The 21,506-nt window shown below is 33.4% G+C and carries 11 protein-coding genes; 4 read left to right on the forward strand and 7 right to left on the reverse strand.

The window, feature by feature from the left end; genetic code table 11:
- Positions 1–2: 2 nt before the first annotated feature.
- Genes WG945_RS04295 through WG945_RS04310 form a run of 4 tightly spaced genes read left to right on the forward strand, consistent with a single transcriptional unit; the run spans position 3 to position 7,880 of the window.
- Complete coding sequence (locus tag WG945_RS04295) at positions 3–2,300, forward strand: family 20 glycosylhydrolase (RefSeq protein ID WP_068451941.1); 2,298 nt, start codon at positions 3–5, stop codon at positions 2,298–2,300.
- Entirely contained in the window at positions 2,293–3,861 is a 1,569-nt protein-coding gene (locus WG945_RS04300) for a sulfatase (protein WP_068451944.1), read from the forward strand. Before WG945_RS04295 ends, WG945_RS04300 begins: the two co-directional genes overlap by 8 nt.
- Before the next feature lie 3 nt (positions 3,862–3,864).
- A complete protein-coding gene (locus tag WG945_RS04305) occupies positions 3,865–5,625 on the forward strand; it encodes a DUF4091 domain-containing protein (protein WP_068451949.1) in 1,761 nt (586 codons plus the stop codon).
- Positions 5,626–5,636: 11 nt separating this feature from the next.
- Positions 5,637–7,880, forward strand: coding sequence for a beta-N-acetylglucosaminidase (locus WG945_RS04310; RefSeq protein WP_157603711.1), 2,244 nt, complete (start codon positions 5,637–5,639; stop codon positions 7,878–7,880).
- A gap of 592 nt (positions 7,881–8,472) precedes the next feature.
- On the opposite strand, the gene WG945_RS04315 is transcribed toward WG945_RS04310, so the two are convergent.
- From WG945_RS04315 to WG945_RS04345, 7 genes are all read right to left on the reverse strand, one after another.
- Positions 8,473–10,125 carry a beta-N-acetylhexosaminidase gene (locus tag WG945_RS04315; RefSeq protein WP_068451953.1) on the reverse strand — a complete coding sequence of 551 codons (1,653 nt, stop codon included), beginning with the start codon at positions 10,123–10,125 and terminating at the stop codon, positions 8,473–8,475.
- 50 nt (positions 10,126–10,175) lie between these two features.
- A complete protein-coding gene (locus WG945_RS04320) occupies positions 10,176–11,012 on the reverse strand; it encodes a glycoside hydrolase family 16 protein (protein WP_068451956.1) in 837 nt (278 codons plus the stop codon).
- 5 nt (positions 11,013–11,017) lie between these two features.
- Positions 11,018–12,613 carry a sulfatase family protein gene (locus WG945_RS04325; protein ID WP_068451958.1) on the reverse strand — a complete coding sequence of 532 codons (1,596 nt, stop codon included), beginning with the start codon at positions 12,611–12,613 and terminating at the stop codon, positions 11,018–11,020.
- An 18-nt stretch (positions 12,614–12,631) separates the two neighbouring features.
- A complete protein-coding gene (locus WG945_RS04330; RefSeq protein WP_068451959.1) occupies positions 12,632–14,191 on the reverse strand; it encodes an arylsulfatase in 1,560 nt (519 codons plus the stop codon).
- A gap of 2 nt (positions 14,192–14,193) precedes the next feature.
- Positions 14,194–16,629 (reverse strand): DUF4982 domain-containing protein, encoded by a 2,436-nt coding sequence (locus tag WG945_RS04335; protein WP_068451962.1) that lies wholly within the window; start codon positions 16,627–16,629, stop codon positions 14,194–14,196.
- Between the two features lie 429 nt (positions 16,630–17,058).
- Positions 17,059–18,312 (reverse strand): glycoside hydrolase family 27 protein, encoded by a 1,254-nt coding sequence (locus WG945_RS04340; RefSeq protein WP_068451965.1) that lies wholly within the window; start codon positions 18,310–18,312, stop codon positions 17,059–17,061.
- A 73-nt stretch (positions 18,313–18,385) separates the two neighbouring features.
- Positions 18,386–21,502, reverse strand: a complete 3,117-nt coding sequence (locus WG945_RS04345; RefSeq protein WP_068451968.1) for a glycoside hydrolase family 2 TIM barrel-domain containing protein — start codon at positions 21,500–21,502, stop codon at positions 18,386–18,388.
- Positions 21,503–21,506: the final 4 nt, after the last annotated feature.

Below are 21,506 nucleotides of genomic sequence, written 5' to 3' on the forward strand. Positions count from 1 at the left end.
ACATGAAAAATTACGCTATACTCTTACTTCTTTTTGTTGCTTTTACTAGTTGTAAAAACACGTCTAAAACATTTACAGCAGAAGAAATTTCCATCGTTCCTAAACCTTCTTCAATGCAAATTGCAAAAGGTTCTTTTTCGATTACTAAAAATAGCAAAATTTCTGTTGAAAATGAGGCTCAAAAACCAGCTGCAAAATACTTGTCAGATTTATTTGAGAACGCAGCAGGTTATACACTTGCCATATCTGAAGTTACAAACAATGCAAATATTATTTTCATAGAAGACAAAACATTAAACCCGGAAGCATATACTTTAGAAGTTACTACAGGAAAAATAGTTATTAGAGCAAGTGATGCTCCAGGGTATTTTTATGGAGTACAAACACTTCGTCAATTGCTTCCTCCTTCTATTGAAACCACAAACAGTGCAGAAAAAAACTGGATCATTCCAAGTATCAATATTACAGATGAACCTCGTTTTGCATGGCGTGGTATGCAAATGGATTTTAGCCGTCACTTTTTTAGTATAGACAACGTTAAAACCTTTTTAAACTATATGGCTTTGTATAAGTTAAATACATATCACATGCATTTAACAGATGATCAAGGGTGGCGTATAGAAATAAAAAAATATCCATTATTAACAGAAAAAGGTGCGTGGCGCGTAGAAAGTTCTCATGATAAAACGTGCAACGAATTAGCTAAAAAAGATCCTTCATATACCATTGATAAGCAACATTACCACAATCGTAATGGAGAAAGAATGTACGGTGGTTTCTTTACTCAAGAACAAATTAAAGAAATTATTGCATACGCTGCAGAAAGACAAATTGAAGTAATTCCGGAAATTGATATGCCAGGTCACTTTAAATCGGCTATAGACAATTATCCATATTTATCTTGTACAGGAAAAGCAGGTTGGGGAGAAACTTTTTCAGATCCTGCTTGTCTAGGAAAAGAATCATCTTATGAATTTACAAAAAACATTTTATCAGAAGTTGCCGAGTTATTTCCATCAAAATACATACATATTGGTGGCGATGAAGTAAGTATTCAATCATGGAAAGAATGCCCGTTGTGTCAAACAGCAATTAAAGATAACAACCTAAAAGACGAACATGAATTACAGTCTTTTTTTAATAAAGATATAGAAGCATTTCTAAAAACTAAAGGAAAACTACTTTTAGGATGGGATGAAATTGTTGAGGGCGGTTTATCTGATGACACTACTATGATGTGGTGGCGTAATTGGGCTCCTAAAATGAGAGACATTGCAGCAAACAATGGTAATGATATGATTATTACGCCGTGTTTCGAGTATTATTTTGATGCACAACACACTGTAACTCCATTTGAAAAAGTATATAATTACGAGCCTATCCCTGAAGATTTTAACCAAGAACAAGCCAAACACGTTTTAGGTATTCAAGCCAATTTATGGTCAGAGATGATTCCTAATTTTAAGCGTTTAGAATACCAAGCTTTTCCTAGGTTATTGGCCATGGCAGAAACAGCTTGGACTTCTAAAGAGGCAAAAAACCTTGGTGATTTTCAAAATAGAATGACGCTTCAGTATAACAGGTTAGATGCCTTGGATATCAAATACCATATTCCGTCTGTAACAGGCTTTAATGATAAAATAGCTTTTTTAGACAAAGCTACTGTAGAACTGCAAGCTCCGTTAAAAGGGATGGATATTTACTATACCACAGATGGAAGCGTACCTACAAAAGACTCTAAAAAATACACAGAGCCATTAGAATTTAAAGAAACAATTACATTAAATACAATTGCCTACAGAGGCGATATTGCCAGTGACACTAGAGCTGCACATATAGAAAAACAAACCTATTTAGAACCACTAGACATCAACCCTAAAACAGGATCTATAAACCGTTGGGTAGCTGTTAAAGAATTTAAAGTAGTAGATGATATTGTTTTGCCTAAAAATGCTTCTTTTACATCAGTCGATCACATTTCTTTAGAAAATTATAATGTTGTAGAACAATTATCGATGGTATTTAAAGGCTACTTCTATGCAGAAGAAGAAGGTTTGTTTGAGTTTGCTACAAAATCAGATGATGGTAGTTTGCTGTACATAGGCGATAAATTTGTAGTGGATAATGGAGGTAACCACTCTGCAATTGAGAAAAACGGAATGGTTGCACTTAAAAAAGGATGGCATCCTCTTTCTGTAAAATTCCATGAAGCAACTGGTGGCGGCCAGTTAACCGTTTGGTATAAATCTCCGAATGGAGAAAAGACAGTTTTAGAAGGAAATGTAATTGCTCATGATTAATTCTCTAAGAAAAAACACCTATTTTCTACTATTTCTCACTGTTTTTATAGGCTGTAAAACGGTAAATAAATACACTGAAATAAATGAAGAGAAACCAAATATCATTTTGTTTATGTTAGATGATATGGGATGGCAAGATACTTCTGTTCCGTTTTGGAAAGAAAAAACAGCTTTTAATAGTCGGTATCATACACCAAATATGGAACGTCTTGCTTGTCAGGGCATGAAATTTACACAAGCTTACGCAACACCGGTTTGTACGCCAACGCGGGTAAGTTTAATTTCGGGAATGAATGCTGCGAGACATAAAGTGACCAACTGGACTTTTAAAAGAGATATTTCTATGGTAACGCCTCCCAAAGGGTTAAAAATGCCCCTTTGGAATTTAAATGGAGCACAACCTACAGATACAGTACCACGTTCTGTTCATATTACACCGTTACCACAGTTATTAAAAAACAATGGCTATGAAACCATTCATGTTGGTAAAGCGCATTTTGGTGCAATTGGTACGCCTAGTGCAGATCCCAAAACACTTGGTTTTAATGTAAATATTGGTGGTCATGCTGCAGGACAACCCGGAAGTTATTACGGAACGGATGACTTTAGAAGTCTAAACAGTCAAACCACTATTTGGGATGTTCCTGGTTTAGAAAAATACCACGGAAAAGACATTTTTCTTACAGAAGCACTTACTAAAGAAGCAATCACTGCAATAGACAATTCTATTGCCATTGATAAACCTTTTTATTTATACATGTCTCATTACGCAGTGCACACTCCAATTCAAGGAGATTCTAGGTTTGAACAAAAATATATGGACCAAGGATTGCATCCAACAGAAGCAAAATACGCTTCGTTAATTGAGGGAATGGATAAAAGTTTGGGAGATTTAATGAATCATTTGGAGGATAAAGGCATTGCAGAAAACACAATTATTCTATTCATGTCAGATAATGGAGGTTTAAGCGCTGTTGCTCGCGGAGGTGAAAAACATACGCACAACAAACCATTATCTAGCGGAAAAGGTTCTGTACACGAAGGTGGTATTCGCGAACCAATGCTCGTAAAATGGCCAGGAATTACCAAAGAAAATTCAATAAGTAATGATTTTGTTATTATTGAAGATTTTTTTCCTACCATTCTTGAACTAGCAAAAATAGATGGTTACAAAACCGTACAAACAGTAGACGGTAAAAGTTTTACTCCTATTCTAAAAGGAGAAAAACAAGACAATACTGACAGAACCTTAATTTGGCATTATCCTAATAATTGGGGACCAACAGGCCCTGGAATTGGAGCTACAAGCACCATCAGAAAAGGAGATTGGAAATTAATTTATTATCATCTAGACAGTAGTTTCGAGTTGTTTAATATCACTGCAGATATTGGAGAAACAACCAATTTAGCATCCAAAGAGGGTGAAAAGCTACACGCTTTAGCAAAAGAGTTGAGTACCTACTTAAGAAGTGTAGATGCTCAAATGCCAACGAACACAAACACCAACGAGCTTGTGCATTTACCAGACAATGAGTTCGTATTAAAATCTTATATAAAATAAATTATGAGTTATCGTTTTTTACTATTTTTAAGTATCAGTCTTATTGCTTTTGGTTGTCAAAAACAAGACTTTAAAATTGAACAAACGTATCAAGAGCCAAAAGATCCGTCACCAAGTTTAGATGACAATTGGGCTGCCGTTCCTAAAGGGTTGCAAGCAGCTATTACTTCTACCAACATTCGTTTTGTTAGAAGTGAAATTCCAACTATAGAACCACAAAACACTTGGTCTGGAAATGTTTGGCAAGGCGAGAGAACATCTGCACAATTAGTACTTTGGAGCACCGATTCTATAACAGAAGTAAAAACGACTATTTCAGCTTTTAAATCTGATACTGGAGACGTTTTACCTTCTAATATTGCTGAAATCAGTTTTGTGAAATATCTAATTACAGATGAATTTGCGAACGGTTGTGGTTATAGAAAACCAGAAGATTTCGCCGCTTCTTTAGCTGCAGATGTTTTAGACCCTGTGAGTTCTTATGCTGTTAAAGCAAATGAAACAAGACCAATTTGGATTACAATAAACACACCATCCGATGCCAAAGCAGGAAGCTATAAAAGTACTTTTGAAATAGTAATAAACGGACAAAAAACTCAGAAATTCGAATTCACTTTACATGTAATTGATAAAGTATTGCCACCAGCAACCGAATGGAAATTTCATTTAGATTTATGGCAAAATCCATATGCCGTTGCACGTGTTCACAATGTAATACCTTGGTCTTCGGAACATATAGAGCTATTAAAACCCGTGATGAAAAGACTTGCAGATGCCGGACAAAAAGTAATTACTGTATCGTTAAATAAACGCCCTTGGAATGGTCAAACTTTTGACCCGTTTGAGGCTATGATTGATTGGAAAAAGAAAACTGACGGTACTTGGACTTATGATTTTACTGTTTTTGACAATTGGGTGCAGTTGATGATGGATTTAGGAATTAAAAATCAAATTAGTTGTTATTCTATGGTTCCTTGGGGAAATGAGTTTTATTATTTTGATGAAACAGAAAACAAGGAAATTAAAATAGCTGCAGCACCAGGCACCAAAGCTTACGAAGAATTATGGGTTCCGTTTTTAAAACAATTTAAGATACATTTAGAGCAAAAAGGATGGAATAAAATAACAAGAATTGCAATGGATGAACGCGGTCCTAAAGAAATGAAAGCAATGCTTGAATTATTAAATGAGCATGCGCCAGAATTTGGAGTTTCTTTTGCCGATAATCATAAAAGTTATAAATTATATCCAGATGAATTAAAAGATATGTCTGTTGCTTTTGGGCACCCTGTAGACGATAAAGACTTACAGCAAAGAAAAGCAGTTGGTCATATCAGTACCCATTATGTGTGTTGTACAGATAAATTTCCGAATACGTTTACCTTTTCTCCTCCTGCAGAAGGTGTTTTTATAGGCTGGTATACAATTGCAGCAGATTTTGATGGCTTTTTACGTTGGTCTTACAATAGTTGGACAGAAAACCCATTGCAAGATTCTCGTTTTAGAGCTTGGCCTGCGGGCGATACGTATATTGTGTATCCTAAAAACAGAAGTTCTATTCGTTTCGAAACGCTTCGAGAAGGGATTCAGGATGCTGAAAAAATTAGAATTCTAAGAGAAGAGTTTTCTAAAAAAGGAATGTTAGCGGAACTAAAATCCTTAAATAATTTAGTAGCCACTTTTAACATCACTACTAAACCAGCAGATTTAGAAAAGATGTTACAAAATGCAAAAAATAAAATTAATGCTTTCGCTGAAAAATAAAATTGAATACAATGAAAATCCAGAAAAATCATCAACAGAAAAAAAACAAAACGAACTTAAAGATGCGTCTTACTTTTTTAATAGCTTTCGTTTTAGTATCTAACTTTAGTGTTGCACAAAGTTTAGATATAAATCCTACACCTCAACAATTAATGAGTGAAGGAAGTATAGAAATGCCAACTAGTTTTAATATTCAACAGAAAAATACAGACAAAGCTACACAACATTTATTGAGCTCATTTTTTACTACTGATAATACCGATGCTAAAGGCTTTTCTATCATTATTGGCGATGTTGATAGTAAAATATCAAGAAAACTAAGAAGAAAAGTTCCTGGTAAAGCAGAAGGTTATTTTATTAAAAGTACCCAAAAAAGCATCACTATTATTGGTAGAGATGCCAGAGGAACCTATTATGGTGTTCGTACATTATTGGCATTATTGCAAAATAAAAAAATGCCTTTAGGAGAAATTTTAGATTATCCAGATGTTGCGGCAAGAGGAACAGTAGAAGGTTTTTACGGAACTCCTTGGAGTTTTGAACATAGAATTCGTCAGCTAGATTTTTATGGCGAAAACAAGCTAAATACTTATATCTATGGACCAAAAGATGATCCTTACCACAGTTCACCAAATTGGAGAAAACCCTATCCAGAAAATGAAGCAGCGCAATTAAAAAAATTAATAGACAGAGCTGAAATGAATCAAGTGGATTTTGTGTGGGCAATTCACCCTGGAAAAGACATCAAATGGAATGATGAAGACAGAAAAAATCTATTAAATAAATTTGAATTGATGTATGATTTAGGTGTGCGTGCCTACGCTGTTTTTTTTGATGATATTTCTGGTGAAGGTACAAACCCAAAGCAACAAGCTAATTTATTAAATTTTTTACATACCGATTTCATCAAAAAGAAAAAAGACGTAAAACCTTTAATTATGTGCCCAACAGAATACAACAAAGGTTGGTCTAAACCAGAAGGAGGTTATTTAAAAACTTTGGGAAAAGAACTAGATCCTTCTATCAGAATTATGTGGACAGGAAATACGGTTGTTGCTGATATTGATAAAGAAACGATGAATTGGATTAATACTGAGATTAACAGAAATGCATTTATTTGGTGGAATTTTCCAGTATCCGATTATGTAAGAAATCATATGCTTTTAGGTCCTACCTACGGAAACGGAAAAGATATTGCCAATGATGTATCTGGGTTTGTTTCTAACCCGATGGAACATGCAGAAGCTTCTAAAATTGCTATTTATGGTGTTGCAGATTATTCTTGGAATATGACTGAATATCAACCAGAAAAAAAATGGTTAGAGGCATTAAAAGTAGTGATGCCAAAAAGTTATAAATCTTTAGAGGTTTTCGCTCGTCATAACAGCGATTTAGGCCAGAATGGACATCGATACAGACGAAAAGAATCTGTGTCTTTTTCGCCGAAAGCAACCGCTTTTCTAAAACAGTTAAAAGCAGGTGAAAATATTGATGATTTTAAAGCAGTAGAAAATGAGTTTCATGCAATGGTAGAAGCTTCTTATATTTTACTAAACAGTTCAGACAATGCGGTGCTTTTAGATGAAATTCGTCCTTGGGTACAACAATTTAAATTATTAGGTCAATCTGGACTTGGTATGCTACATATGTACACATCTTTACAAGCAAAAAAAACTGATGATTTCGAAAGAAGTTACAATGCTATTATTGCAGTTAAAGAAGAAATGTATCAAATTGATCGTACAAAAAACCAAAACCCATATCAACCAGGAGTAAAAACGGCTACTTTAGTGGCTACCCCTTTAATTGATGACAGTTTTGCTTATTTAACAGCTGCTTACAACAAAGAATTTAATAAAAATTTAGCGGTAGCATCCAATTACAATCCACATGTTTTATTTACAAATATTAAACAATTACAAAACCAACAAATAAGTTTAACAGACAGAACATTGGTTTTAAATCCTCCATTAGAAGTAATTCAAATGGCTGCCAATGCCTATTTTGGTTTCGAATTAGACAAAACAACGCGCGTACCTAACGTTCAGTATCAATTAGAAAATACTTCTATTTATAAAAATTTAGAACTACAAACTTCTACTAATGGAACAACTTGGGCAACTATAAAAACGGAAGTTAAAAAAGACGCCATTCATGTTAGACTAAACAAACAGGTAAAATACATTCGAATTGTAAATACTAGCACAGAAAACATAGAGACTAAGATTGTTCATTTTAAAATTGAAGTGAAATAACATATTTTATAAACAAAATTTATCAAGCTAGATTAACTGTTCATCAAAAATAAAGGTTGGTAATTAGATGTATTGGTCAAATTAAAAAATTTCTTTTTTATAACTTTAACAAAATACAACTTTATCAGTCAAAGCCATTTTACTCCATTTTTTTTTACTAGGTTTCGTATTTTTTCGTATCTAATTTTTATCATCAATAATTAATTATATCTCTACATAAAATCTCAAAAAAGCACTTAATCTACTAAAAATATAAGTTATTAGTAAGCCAAGTGCTTAAATAAAATTAGACATTTAATGCAATACTACTTATTGCCGTTTTTATGGAAGCTTTTTACATATGTAATTAGACTATTTAATAGGTGCAATAGTGCAGCCGTAGTTATATGTTTTATCATTTTACACGGATAAAATTTTGATTGTGAAATTTAAGTCCATGCTGATCTTTAGCTCAAAAAATCGCTAATAACGAAATGAAAACTAAAAAAAAGAATGTGAAAACCACAATCTAAATTTTTAAAATTTGAGAATTAAATACATATTAAAAAGGTAATAAAACCTGACAAGTCTGAAGTACTAGAAACTGTTATAATTAATACACCGATTTTTTATAATACTTCGGATGAAAACGAATGCCATTTGCTTTCCAATAATCATAGTGACCTTGATTTAAACGTTTCTTAAAATCGATGTAATTTTTATTTTTAGGAACAGACCACATATTTTCTGCAAAAGCAGGCATTCTAGGTAAAAGTGTGTATTCTAAATATTCTACGGATGAAATAAATTCTGTCCAAATAGCAAACTGTCCGCCAATAATATACTGCGCTTCTTCTTTATTCAATTCTTTCGGAATTAAATTATATTCATATACTTTTTCTAATGTATTTATTGAATATGCCACAGCAAGTGGTTCATTTTTAGGATCTTCTTGATACCTATTAAAATATAACGGATTATTAGGTGTCATAATTACATCTTGCTTTAGTTTTGCCGCTTCAATACCGCCTTTTTCACCTCGCCAAGACATTACGGTTGCATTTATCGGTGCTCCACCTTCTAAAATTTCATCCCAACCAATTAATTTACGGTCATTTTTTTCTAAAAATTTTGCCATCCTTTTTATAAAATAACTTTGCAATTCGTTTTCATCTTTCAAATGATTATCTGCTAATCGCTGTTGACAATCAGCACATTTTTTCCAATAAGATTTATCAACCTCATCACCACCAACATGTATGTATTTTGAAGGAAATAACTCCATCACTTCAGTAAAAACATCCTCTAAAAACTCAAATGTAGTTTCTTGACCGGCACAATAATTTAGGTTGACATTGGCTGGGTTTACAACCCCATTCCACAACGTAGAATTAGGAGACTCTTGTACATGTTTTTCACAAGAAAATTCTGGATATGCTGTTAAAGCCGCACCCGAATGACCAGGAACATCTATTTCTGGAACTACCGTTATATTTCTGTCTTGTGCGTACGCAACAATTTCTTTGACTTGTTTTTGGGTGTAAAATCCGCCATATTTATATGGCTTACCATCTAATTTTTTAGCATAGGTACTATCTTGCTTATAAAAAATACTACCCGGAGTTTCGGTTCTCCAACCACCAACTGACGTTAATTTTGGATATTTTTTAATTTTTATACGCCACCCTTCATTGTCTGCCAAATGCCAGTGAAACACATTTAATTTATAAAAAGCCATTAAGTCTAACAGCTCTTTTATCGTTTTTGTATTGTAAAAATGTCTGCTGACATCCATAACCATTCCGCGCCATTTTACATTTGGTTTGTCGCTTATTGTTAACCCTGGTAATTGAATAGGCGTTTGTGTATTGTTGTGAATTACATATTGCAAAAGCGATTGTGTTCCGTAAAACAAGCCTGCATATCCATTTCCTGTAATATGTATTTCGGTTTCAGAGATTGTTAAAAGGTATCCTTCCTCCCCTAAATTCTTATTAGCCTTCTGTAGTATTTGTAAAATAATATTTTTTGAATCTTTCTTTTTCGAAGCGATGCGAACACTTGTTTCTGCTACTATTTTATCAACCAAATAATTGGTTAACCTTGTGCTTTCTTGCTTTTTTAAGCCTTTAAAAGTGACTCCTACGGTTGCATCTAACTCAAAATTCCCTTTGTTAAATTCCATAGATGCTGGCGCAGGAATAATTTGCCCATAATGAGAGAGACTTCCTAAGATTAGAAAGATAATTACTAGTTGCTTTTTCATGATTTTTAAATTGAAACGTTCTTTTATTTTTAATAAGTAGTCATTATTTTTTATTCTACAAGCTCCCAAACCTTCACGTAATCTATTGCCATTTCATAAGGAAGGTTTTCTGTTGAAGTAACCTTCCCTGGCCAATAATAAATTCCTGATTGCCCTTTATCTGCAAGTGCGTGATTTAAAATAATGTAGAAATCGGTTTCAAAAGGCCATCTTTTTTCGAATTCTCCTTTAGATTCATGCACCATTGTTAAAATATCATTGACATAAAATTCAATGCGGTTTGGTAATTTTATAATTCCATACGTATTGTAAGCATCTACATTTATAGGAGCTGTTGTTGCAAAAGAATTTTTCATGGCTTCACCGTCTGTTTGATGTACTACTTGATGCACAAAATCATCATTATTTAGACGTTCCATAATATCAATTTCACCACCATTTGGCCAACCTTTGTAAATTTCATTTTGTGGCATCAACCAAATTGCTGGCCAACCTCCTTGTCCAGCGGAATTGAATTTTGCTTTCACTTCAATTTTTCCGTATTTAAAACTGAATTTATCTTGGCTTCGTATAGCACCCGTTTCTGGCAAATCGGTTTTAGTATTCCAACGCGCCCTCATGTGTAAATTCCCGTTTTTAACCTCTGCCAATGTAGGATCTTTTACCACATATCTATTCCAAGCAGCACCACTAGTTTGTGTTGGTAAACTCGTCCAATATTTAGTGTTATATGCATCTCCATTAAACTTGTCTTCGAAAACTAAATTATAACGTATTCCATTTTCACTATTGTTTATATTTTTATTTACCGAACATGAGGCAAGTAAAAGAAAAAAAAAGGTTCCAAGGCAAACTTGTACAAACTGTAATTTAAAATTTATTTTCATCCTGTTTATTTTTTATTATATAATTCAATATAATGATTGTCTAATGTTTCTGAATCTTTATATTTTTTCCTTGTTTCTTTTAATTTCTGTTTCATTTCGAGAACCACTTCAGCATAAGTAGGATCATTAATTATATTATTAATTTCTTTTGGATCCTTTTTACTATCATACAGTTCCCATTCATTCACATCATGGTAAAAGTGAATCAATTTAAATTCTTTCGTTGCAACACCGTAATGTCTTTTAACAGCATGCTCTGCAGGATATTCGTAATAATGATAATAGACAGCTTCTCTGTCCCAAGTTTCTTTTTTTCCTGTTAATAAAGGCACTAGACTTTCCCCTTGCATCTCTTTTGGGGCATCAACCCCGGCAATTTCAAGAAAAGTTTGAGCAAAATCTAAATTCTGTACCATTTCATCTTCTGTAATTCCTGGTTTTATTTGATTAGGCCATTTAATTAGAAGTGGTGTTTTAAAAGACTCGTTATACATAAAACGTTTGTCGAACCAACCATGTTCCCCTAAATAAAACCCTTGGTCTGAAGTATACACTACCAACGTGTTATCAGCAAGTTTTTCATCATCCAAATAATCTAGTATATGTCCTACATTATCATCAACAGAAGCTATTGTACCTAAATAGTCTTGCATGTAACGTTGGTATTTCCAAACAGTTAATAAAGAATCATTCATGGTTGGATATCGCTTTTTAAAATCTTCATTTATAGGTCCATAAACAGCATCCCAAGCCGCTCTTTGCTCCGGATTCATTCCGTCAATACTTTGTCCTAAATTACTCCATTCTTTTATTCGTAACTCCTTAATAGTTTGTGACGTCAATTTGTTATCATTGGTTAAAGACATGTGTTTAAAAATTCCCATTTGCGCAGTTTTAGACGCAGTTCCTCTTGTTTTATAATCATCAAACAGCGTTGCTGGTAAAGGGAATGTCTTTTTAGTGTACTCCGTAAAATACTTTTTACTCGGCAACCAAGCTCTGTGTGGTGCTTTGTGCAAATACATTAACATAAAAGGTTTTTTAGGATCTCTTCTATTTTTCATCCAATCTAAAGTAAGATCGGTTGTAATATCTGTTACATAACCGTTAATAATGGTATCTCCTTTTTGTGTGATAAATTTCGGATTGTAATACGCTCCTTGACCTGGTAAAATTTTAAATTCATCAAATCCTTTAGGATTATTACCAAAGTGTAACTTACCAAACATAGCAGTTTGATACCCTGCTTTTTGAAGCAATTGAGGAAACGTAACATTAGTAGTATCAAACTTACTTAAGTTATCTATTTTCCCGTTGATATGACTGTGTTTACCTGTTAATATTACAGCTCTTGAAGGTGCACAAATAGAGTTGGTTACACTCGCATTTGTAAACAACATTCCTTCTTTTGCAATACGATCTATGTTTGGTGTTTGTATCAAAGTATCATCATAAGCACTTATAGCTTGATACGCATGATCGTCGGACATGATGAAAATAATGTTTGGTTTTTGTGTGTTTTCTTTTGATGATTTTTCAGTTTTGCATCCTACAGTTAAAAGGGCTACAACAAAAAAGGTAATATGTTTAAATAATTTCATATTGTTTTTAGTGTGATGTTAGATTGTTTCTAAAGCTTCAATTATAAAAGAGCTATTTTCTGGTGTAGTATGTTCTTTTTTAATGATTTCAAAGAATTTTTCAAGCAATTCTGGATGTTGCTCCATCACATTATTTTGTTCTTGAATATCAATATCTAGGTCATACAATTCTACTTCCTTGTTTCCTGTTTTAATATTTTTCCAAACCATTTTCCACTTGCCCATTCTTACGGCAACTTGTCCTTTATATCCTGCAAATTCCCAATACAAATACTCATGTGCCTCTTGTTTGTTTTCATTTGTAAGTGCATTGTAAAAACTAATTCCATCACTTTCATAATCGTTTTTTACGTTTGCAATTTCATTAAAAGTTGGTAATACATCATAAAATGCCGATATATGATTGCTTTTAGAGCCCGCTTCTATTTTAGCTGGCCAAGTAGCAATCATCGGTACTCTAATTCCACCTTCATAGGTAAAACCTTTTACCCTTCCGTAGTTATTCTTGAAGATTCCGCTACTGTTAAACCATTCAGAATCTGCCCCACCATCACCAGGACTCGCAGGCCCATTGTCTGATGTAAAAATGATTAAAGTATTCTCATACAAGCCTTCTTTCTTTAAATAAGTAACCAACTTCCCTACGTTTTCATCTAAATAAGAAACCATTGCTGCATAGGTTGCACGTGGGTTTCTAGCCGGAAAATAACTTCCTTTATTTTTGTGATAATAAGGTTTTTCATCTCCAAATTTTTTCACATAATAGTCTACCCATTTTTTTGGTGCTTGCAAGGGCACATGCGGAATAGGGCTTGCCCAGTACATAAAGAAGGGTTCTTTTTTGTTTTTTTCAATAAACCCCATCATTTTATCAAAAATTAAAGTCGGACTATAATCTGGTTGATAAAACTTCTCGTATGTTTTTTCATCTAATGGATTACCATCATTCCCTGTGCCTTCATGAGGTGCAATCGTGTCATTCTTTAAGTGAAAACGATGGTCATTTTCATATAAATGCACTGGTGCATAGGTATGTGCTTGTCTTTGGCAATTGTATCCGAAGAAGTAGTCGAAGCCCATTTCTGTAGGAATAGATTGTGTTTGCGGCGCTCCTAACCCCCATTTACCAACAATACCTGTTTTGTAATTTGCTGATTTTAATAATTGGGAAATCGTTGTTGTGTTTTTAGGCATTGGCCTTTGACCTTCTAAAGTAGAATCTCTTAGCATAGCTGTATAACTCCAAACATCTCCTCTTTCTGCCCACTCGTCATTTCCGCGAATACTTACGCTTCCACCGTGTTTTCCAGTTAAAAGTGAAGCTCTTGCTGGCGCACAAACTGGTGCTCCTGTATAATGTTGGGTAAATAACATGCCTCCTTTTGCCAAAGCATCAATATTTGGAGTTTCAATTTTTGTTTGTCCATAAACGCCTAAATCTCCATAACCTAAATCATCTGCTAAAATATAAATGATGTTTGGTTTTTGATTTTTTTCTTCTTCGGATTGTTTTTTTGATGAACAACTCACTAATGAAATTAATATAATAAGTGTTGTTAGAATGCGAAATGCTTTCATATTTAGTATTTTTTAGTACTTATATTTATTTTTGCTGTTTTTAAACCTTTACCTGAAACTGTTAAATCTATTTCCCCTTGTTCTTCATCAGATTGTACCAAAACCACTAATTTTCCGCTAAACAATTTCATAGTTGGTACATGAAACATTTCTAGCGAAGTAGCATCGCCATTACTAGCTGCTCTAAACATACCATCTCCTTTTACTTTAAATTTTAATTGATTGGTTGCTGTGGGACAAGGAATTCCGTTTTTATCAACTACAGAAACCGTAACAAAAGCTAAATCTTTTCCGTTAGCTTTTAATGTTTTTTGGTCTGATTCTAAAATTAGCTTGTAGGGTTTACCAGCCGTTTTTATTTCTTTTTCTGATGCAACTTTTCCTTCATCATCAAAGGCAACCACTTTTATAGTTCCTGGTTCATATTTTACGTCCATCCACATTAAACGGTAGCGATTTTTAGGAGAACTATTATTCTTTTTCTGGATCCCCATACTTTTTCCGTTTACAAAAAGTTCTGCACTGTCATAACTTGTGTAGACAAAAACGGGGGTAATTTCTCCTTCTCGTCCTTCCCAATTCCAATGTGGCAACATGTGTAAAGTTTCTTCTTTTGTATTCCAACGACTGCGATATAAATAATAGCGGTCTTTTGGTAAACCTGCCAAATCGTTAATTCCGAAGTATGAACTTCGAGACGGCCATTTGGTATCATAAGGTGTTGTTTCTCCTAAATAATCGAAACCTGTCCAAACAAACTCACCAATAACCCAAGGTTTATCATCTTGTAAAACAGAATCTTCATCAGGAATATTAGACCAGCTGCAAGCTTCTAAATCGTAAGAAGATGACTGAAAATCGTCATATTGTTTCATTTTAGCTTCTATGACTGGGAATTTATAAATTCCTCGTGAACTTACTGTAGAAGCTGTTTCTGAACCTAAAATTAAACCTTGCGGAAAAGATTCGTACGCTTCTTCATATAAATGTGTACGATAATTTAAACCCGGAATATCTAATAAAGCCCCAAAACCAGATGCCATGGTAGCTTTTACTTGATCCATCCCCACAGTTACAGGTCTTGTTGGATCTTCTCTATGAAAAATATCTTGCAACCATTTAGCTCGTTTTGCGCCATCACTTCCCCATTGATCTGGCACCTCGTTTCCAGAACTCCACATAACAATACTTGGGTGGTTTCTGGTTGCATGTACCAAATTGACAATATCTTTTTCTGCATCTTCTTCAAAAAAACGATGGTACCCATTTTCTACTTTTGGTTTTGCCCATTCATCAAAACTTTCCGCTAAAAACAAGAATCCCATTTCATCACTTAATTCTAGTTGTTCTAAAGAAGGCATATTGTGTGCGCTTCGAATGGCATTTACGCCCATATCTTTTAAAATACGTAATTGTCTTCGGATAGCAGATTTGTTTACAGCCGCTCCGATAGGTCCCAAATCGTGATGCAAACAAACTCCTTTAAACTTTGTAATCTCTCCGTTTAAACTGAAGCCTTTTTCTGCTTCGTATTTGATGGATCTAATTCCGAAACGTGTTGAAATTTCATCTTTTAGAATAGTTCCTTTGTATACTTGAGAAATAGAAGTGTATAAATAAGGCGTTTCCGGACTCCATAAATTCGGATTGTTGACAGCTATATTTTGCTCAAATTCATTTCCATAAATGGACGAAGTTTTATTGGTAGTAATTAGACTTCCTTGTGCATCTAAAATTTTGGTAACAAGAGTCAATCCTTCTCCTAAAACTTTCGTTTTTACGTTTATTTTCGCTAATTCTTTGGTAACTATAGGCGTTGTTATAAACGTCCCCCATTGCTTAATACTTTCTTTATTCTTGGTAATAATTCGAACATTTCTGTACAAACCAGCTCCAGGATACCAGCGTGAAGACAAACCTTTATTTGTTAATTTAACGGCTAATGTGTTTTTTTTATTTGCTAGAATATGCTCAGTAATATCAAAGTAGAAATAACTGTATCCATAGTTCCGACTTCCTATTTTTTTTCCATTCAGAAAAATTTCGGGTTCACTCATCGCACCTTCAAATAATAGTATTACCTTTTTATCTTTGTTGAAATTTGGCAACGAAAACTCATTTCTGTACCAACCAACACCAATGTATGGCAACGCACCTGTTCTACCAGTTTTTTCGGTAGGGACTTTTTCTCCATTCTGAACAATGGCAACCATTTGTTTGTCTATTTCTTTATCAAAAGGACCTTTAATTGCCCAATCATGCGGAACAACAACCGTTTCCCATTTAGAATCATCAAAAGAAATATCTTGTGCATTTTTTAGATCACCTTTGGTGAATTTCCAGTTTTTTTCTAAAGTGAGTACCTCTCTTACATTGTTTTGCGCCAGTATTGAAACTGTAAAAAAAAGAATATAGAAAGTTGATATCAGATTTTTCATTGGTTTTATTTTACTCTTTTATTTATTATTAATAGACAGAGATATAGTTTATAGAAGCTTCTTACCTCCTAAAATAATGCTTCCTTTAGTAACTTTTAAAATATCATTTAATTATAAAAAAGAATCACCTTTAAAACATCTCAATATAATTTTGTGATAAACAAAATCACTAGTTCTCGCAGTTTGCAAACTAGAATTGATAAAATAGGTTGTCAGTTCACGTGAAATTACTATCTCAAAAATTTTGCCTCAAATAATCAATTTTACTTCATTTTTTTTAAGCTGTTCAACTGAACTTAAAACTAACTTTATGAGATTCCTCCTATCGTCGGAAAGACACTACGAACAAAGTTTCGCAAAACTTAATGAAAACAATCAGAATATAGAGAACCTTCATTCCATTAAACTTCAATCTAAATGACGTAAACTTTATTTATTCTGAAACACATTAAATGGTTTTGAAGTTCCATCTATTGTTAAAACTACTACTCCGTGAGGAGCTACTTCAAAGGTCCAAGTTTCTGTTGTTGTTTTATCATAGTCTTTTTTAGCCCAAACATCTCTAAAAGTATACCCTTTTGAAGCATCTAACCCTACTTGATCTAAATCAAAAGAAATATTTGCTATTTTGTTTGACCTGTTCAATAAAGTTACTGCTACTTTACCACTCATCGTAGATACTAATGGTTTTGCCCAAACTTCTAAATCGCCATGATCTACCAACCTTCTTGCTTGGTAAACCAACGGATCTTGATTTAATGCAATTATTTCTTTATTAGTTAAAATATCAATCGTTTGCTGGCTCATATCTCTTAAATCGTTACCAGCTAACAAAGGAGAACACATCATAGACCACATGCTAAAATGTGTTTTGTCTTCTTCAAAACTCATTCCTCTACCTACTTGTAACATATCCATATCATTTACATGACCCGGTGAAGCATATCTCCATAAATCTGCATTTAAATCGATAATGTGTAAAATAGAATGAAATTCATTGCTAATATCTCCAGAAATCCTCCAAGAATCAGCTATCTGAAGCGCCCATGTACCAGGAAACTCCCATCTACAAATATTGTAAACCGTGTTTGGTTTTACCTCTTTTATAACATTTGCTATTTGTGTGTATCTCGTTTCTTCATCCAATCCTAACCAGTCTCCACCACACCAATCTATTTTTATAAAATCGTAATTCCAGTCCTTTAACATCAATTTTAAATCTTTTCTATCGTGTCCTAAAAGACCTCCACCAACACCAATCGTATCCCTATCCCAATGAGATGCACAGGTATTAATCCCTGCATCAGAATAAATTCCGGCTTTTAAACCTTTTGAGTGGATATAGTCTGAAATAACTTTCATTCCGTTTGGAAACCTTTCTGGATGCACTAATAAATTTCCTTTTTCATCTCTACCTCCAAAAAAACCATCATCAATATTCACATACGAATAACCAGCGTCTGCCATTCCAGAAGACACCATGTAATCTGCTTGTGCTTTAATAATTTCTTCATTAATATCTACATGAAAATTATTCCAACTAGACCAACCCATAATTGGAGTTTGTGGTTTACTCGTTTTTTGATTTTTATTTTTCTGTGAAGAATCAACATCATTTGACTGATTTTGTACTGTACAAGATGCTAATACAATAAACGATAATAGAAGTATTTTTTTATACATAGTGAGTTGTTATTTAAAACTAATATCGACTTTTATTATAAAAATAATCGTCGATATTAACCTATTTCATTTACTATTTATCTAAAGGAATCATCCAGTAAGAATATGAATAATCTTTATAAGGCAATCTGTATTTTTCCATTGGTAAAGTACCCCAACTATTAATACTACCTAAACCTTGTTGAAAACCATCAATATTTACAAAAACTTCTTTTCTTGCTTCTAATTCTCCAGCATGTTTTTGAGTTCTCTTTTCTCCAGAACTTAAATCATCTTCACTATAATTAAGTGCAGATATAGAAAGCGGATTTTCACTTAAAATTTGAATTCCAGATCCATCTGCTTTGGTTATAGTTGCCCAACGTACTTCTAATTTATTTCCATTTTCTTGCGGACGGATGTAAGGGAAATACTGTTCTGCTATAGTCTGTTTGTATAAGCCTACTTTTGCTGCATGTTGTCTATCTGTATATGCCTCAAAAGGTCCTTTACCGTAAAAAGTAATATTTTTATAGGTTTCTGGCAATACCATTTTATTTCCAAATTTATAGAAACCAACATGTTCTCCTTTTATAGCTTTTAAATCGTTGCTAACTTTAACAGCGCCATTACCATCTACTATATACGTTTCTGTTAGGCTAGCATCTCCATTAAACAAATTTCTTATGAATGTAATTTTAACTTCCGTTTTTGAAACTTGTTTTACAGAAGTTACAATATCTCCAGATACACCTGCATCTTTCCATTGCTTGTATCTTTTTTGCGTTCCTGCACCATAATCATTATCTACAGGTGCTCTCCAAAAATTAACTTCTGGTCCACTATTTAACAAATTTGTATTTTTAAAACTATAATCTGTTAGCTTACCCGTTTTCTGATTAAATGTTACCACAAAGTCTTTTCCGGTTACGTGAACCACATCATCTTTTACTTTATAACTTACTAATTCAGTTGCTTTTTTAGGTACTTGAAATGTTGCTGCTTGTAACTGGAATTGCTCATAAGCAATTCTATAACCTGCTTTTAATAAAGGTTCATCTTTTTTTAAAACTACAGAAACATTTAAAAAATATTCTGCACCTTTTGTAAACTGCTTTTTAAATGGAATATGTAGTGTTTTTGTTGCTTGTGGTGCTGTTACAATATTATCTACTGTTCCTGTTTCTACCACCTTACCATTTGCAATAATTTCCCAGTTTAATGTGTAGTTAGATAAATCTCTAAAGAAATACCAGTTTTTAAGATCTATAACACCATTGGCAAGGTTGTTTTCATAAAACTTAACATCTTGTTGTATGTGTGCTACTTCATGAATATGTGGATTTACTTTTCTGTCTGGTTGTACCAACCCGTTATTTAAAAAGTTGTTATCACTTGGTGTTCCTTCCGCCCCAAAATCTCCACCGTACGCAAAAATCTCTCTACCATTCTTTTTAATTTTAATACCCTGATCTACAAAATCCCAAATAAAACCACCTTGTAATTTGTTATATTTTTCAAATAAATCCCAGTATTCTTTAAAACCTCCCATACTATTTCCCATAGCATGTGCATACTCACATTGCACTAAAGGTTTGGTTCTTCTATCATCTTTAGCATACGCTTCTACATCTTTTGGTGTTGCATACATTGGCACAAATAAATCTGTATTCCATTCATGCACTGCTCTTTCATGCTGCACAGGTCTTGTATCATCTATTTTTTTAGCTAATAAATACGATTGATAAAAATTATGTCCATTTCCTGCTTCATTTGCCAAAGACCAAATTACAATAGAAGGATGATTTTTGTCTCGTTCTACCATTCTACCTACACGCTCTAAATGTGCTTTTAACCAAGCAGGATTGTTTGCCAAAGTTCTATCTAAAGCATAGCCCATTCCGTGAGATTCTATATTTGCTTCATCTACCACATAAATACCGTATTCATCACATAATTCATAAAAATAAGGGTCATTAGGATAATGAGCCGTTCTTACTGCATTGATGTTGTATTCTTTAAATATCTGAACATCTCTAAGCATATCTTCTCTAGAAATTACATGCCCTGTATTAGCATCATGCTCATGCCTGTTTACTCCTTTAAATAAAATTGGCTGACCGTTTACCAAAAAATTCCCATTTTTAACTTCAGAAGTTCTAAAACCTAATTTTCTAGAAATAGCTTCTAAAACTTTTCCTTTTTTATCTTTGATGGTAATATTTAATTGATATAATTCTGGCACCTCTGCAGACCACGTTTTTACTTGCGGAATCGTTTTATTAAACTGTAAAGTTTTACTAGAATTTGCCCCTAATTCATAAGACGATGAATTGCTATAAACGGTTTCATTATTTTTTGTAATTGCTACAGCAACCGTTCCTTTTTGCTTTTTAGTATGAATGTTTTTAAGAGCTACAGATAAATCAAAAACACCGTCTTTATAATTATTTTCTAAACCCGCTTTAGCAAAATAATCTTGTAACTGTACATTTGGTCTAGCATATAAATAGACATCACGCTCTATACCAGAAATTCTCCAGAAATCCTGACACTCCAAATAACTACCATCACTCCAACGATACACCTCTAAAGCAATACTATTGCTACCAGGTTTAACAAATTGGGTTAAATTAAATTCAGCAGGAAGTTTAGACCCTTGGCTGTATCCTACTTTTTTACCATTTACCCAAATATAAAAAGCAGATTTAACGGCTCCTAAATGAATAAAAATATCTTTTCCATCCCAATTTTCTGGAACATTAAAAGTTCTTTTATAAGATCCAACAGGATTGTCTCCATCTGGAATATCTGGTGGGTTTAAATATCCTTTTTGAAAAGGATAAGAAGCATTTACATAAATAGGAACTCCAAAACCTTCTACCTCCCAATTTCCTGGTACTTTTATAGTATTCCAATTAGAAGAATCAAAATCGTCTTTATAAAAATCTGTTGGTCTAACTTCTGGCGTATCGCTATAATTAAATTGCCAAACACCATTTAATAGTAAGTAATTTTCTGCCTTAGACAACTCGTTTTTATTTGCCAATGCAACCGAATTGTAAGGAAAAAAAGTAGCTCGGGCATCTAATTTGTTAATACCTACTACATCCGGATTTTCAATAACCGGGTCTAGTGTTTGTGCCTGTACGAAGTTCGTTCCTATTAGCCAAAGGAAAATAACTTTTAATAGTTGGTTCATTTTTTTCATTTCT

This window comes from Polaribacter atrinae, assembly GCF_038023995.1.
In the GTDB taxonomy this organism is placed as follows: domain Bacteria; phylum Bacteroidota; class Bacteroidia; order Flavobacteriales; family Flavobacteriaceae; genus Polaribacter; species Polaribacter atrinae.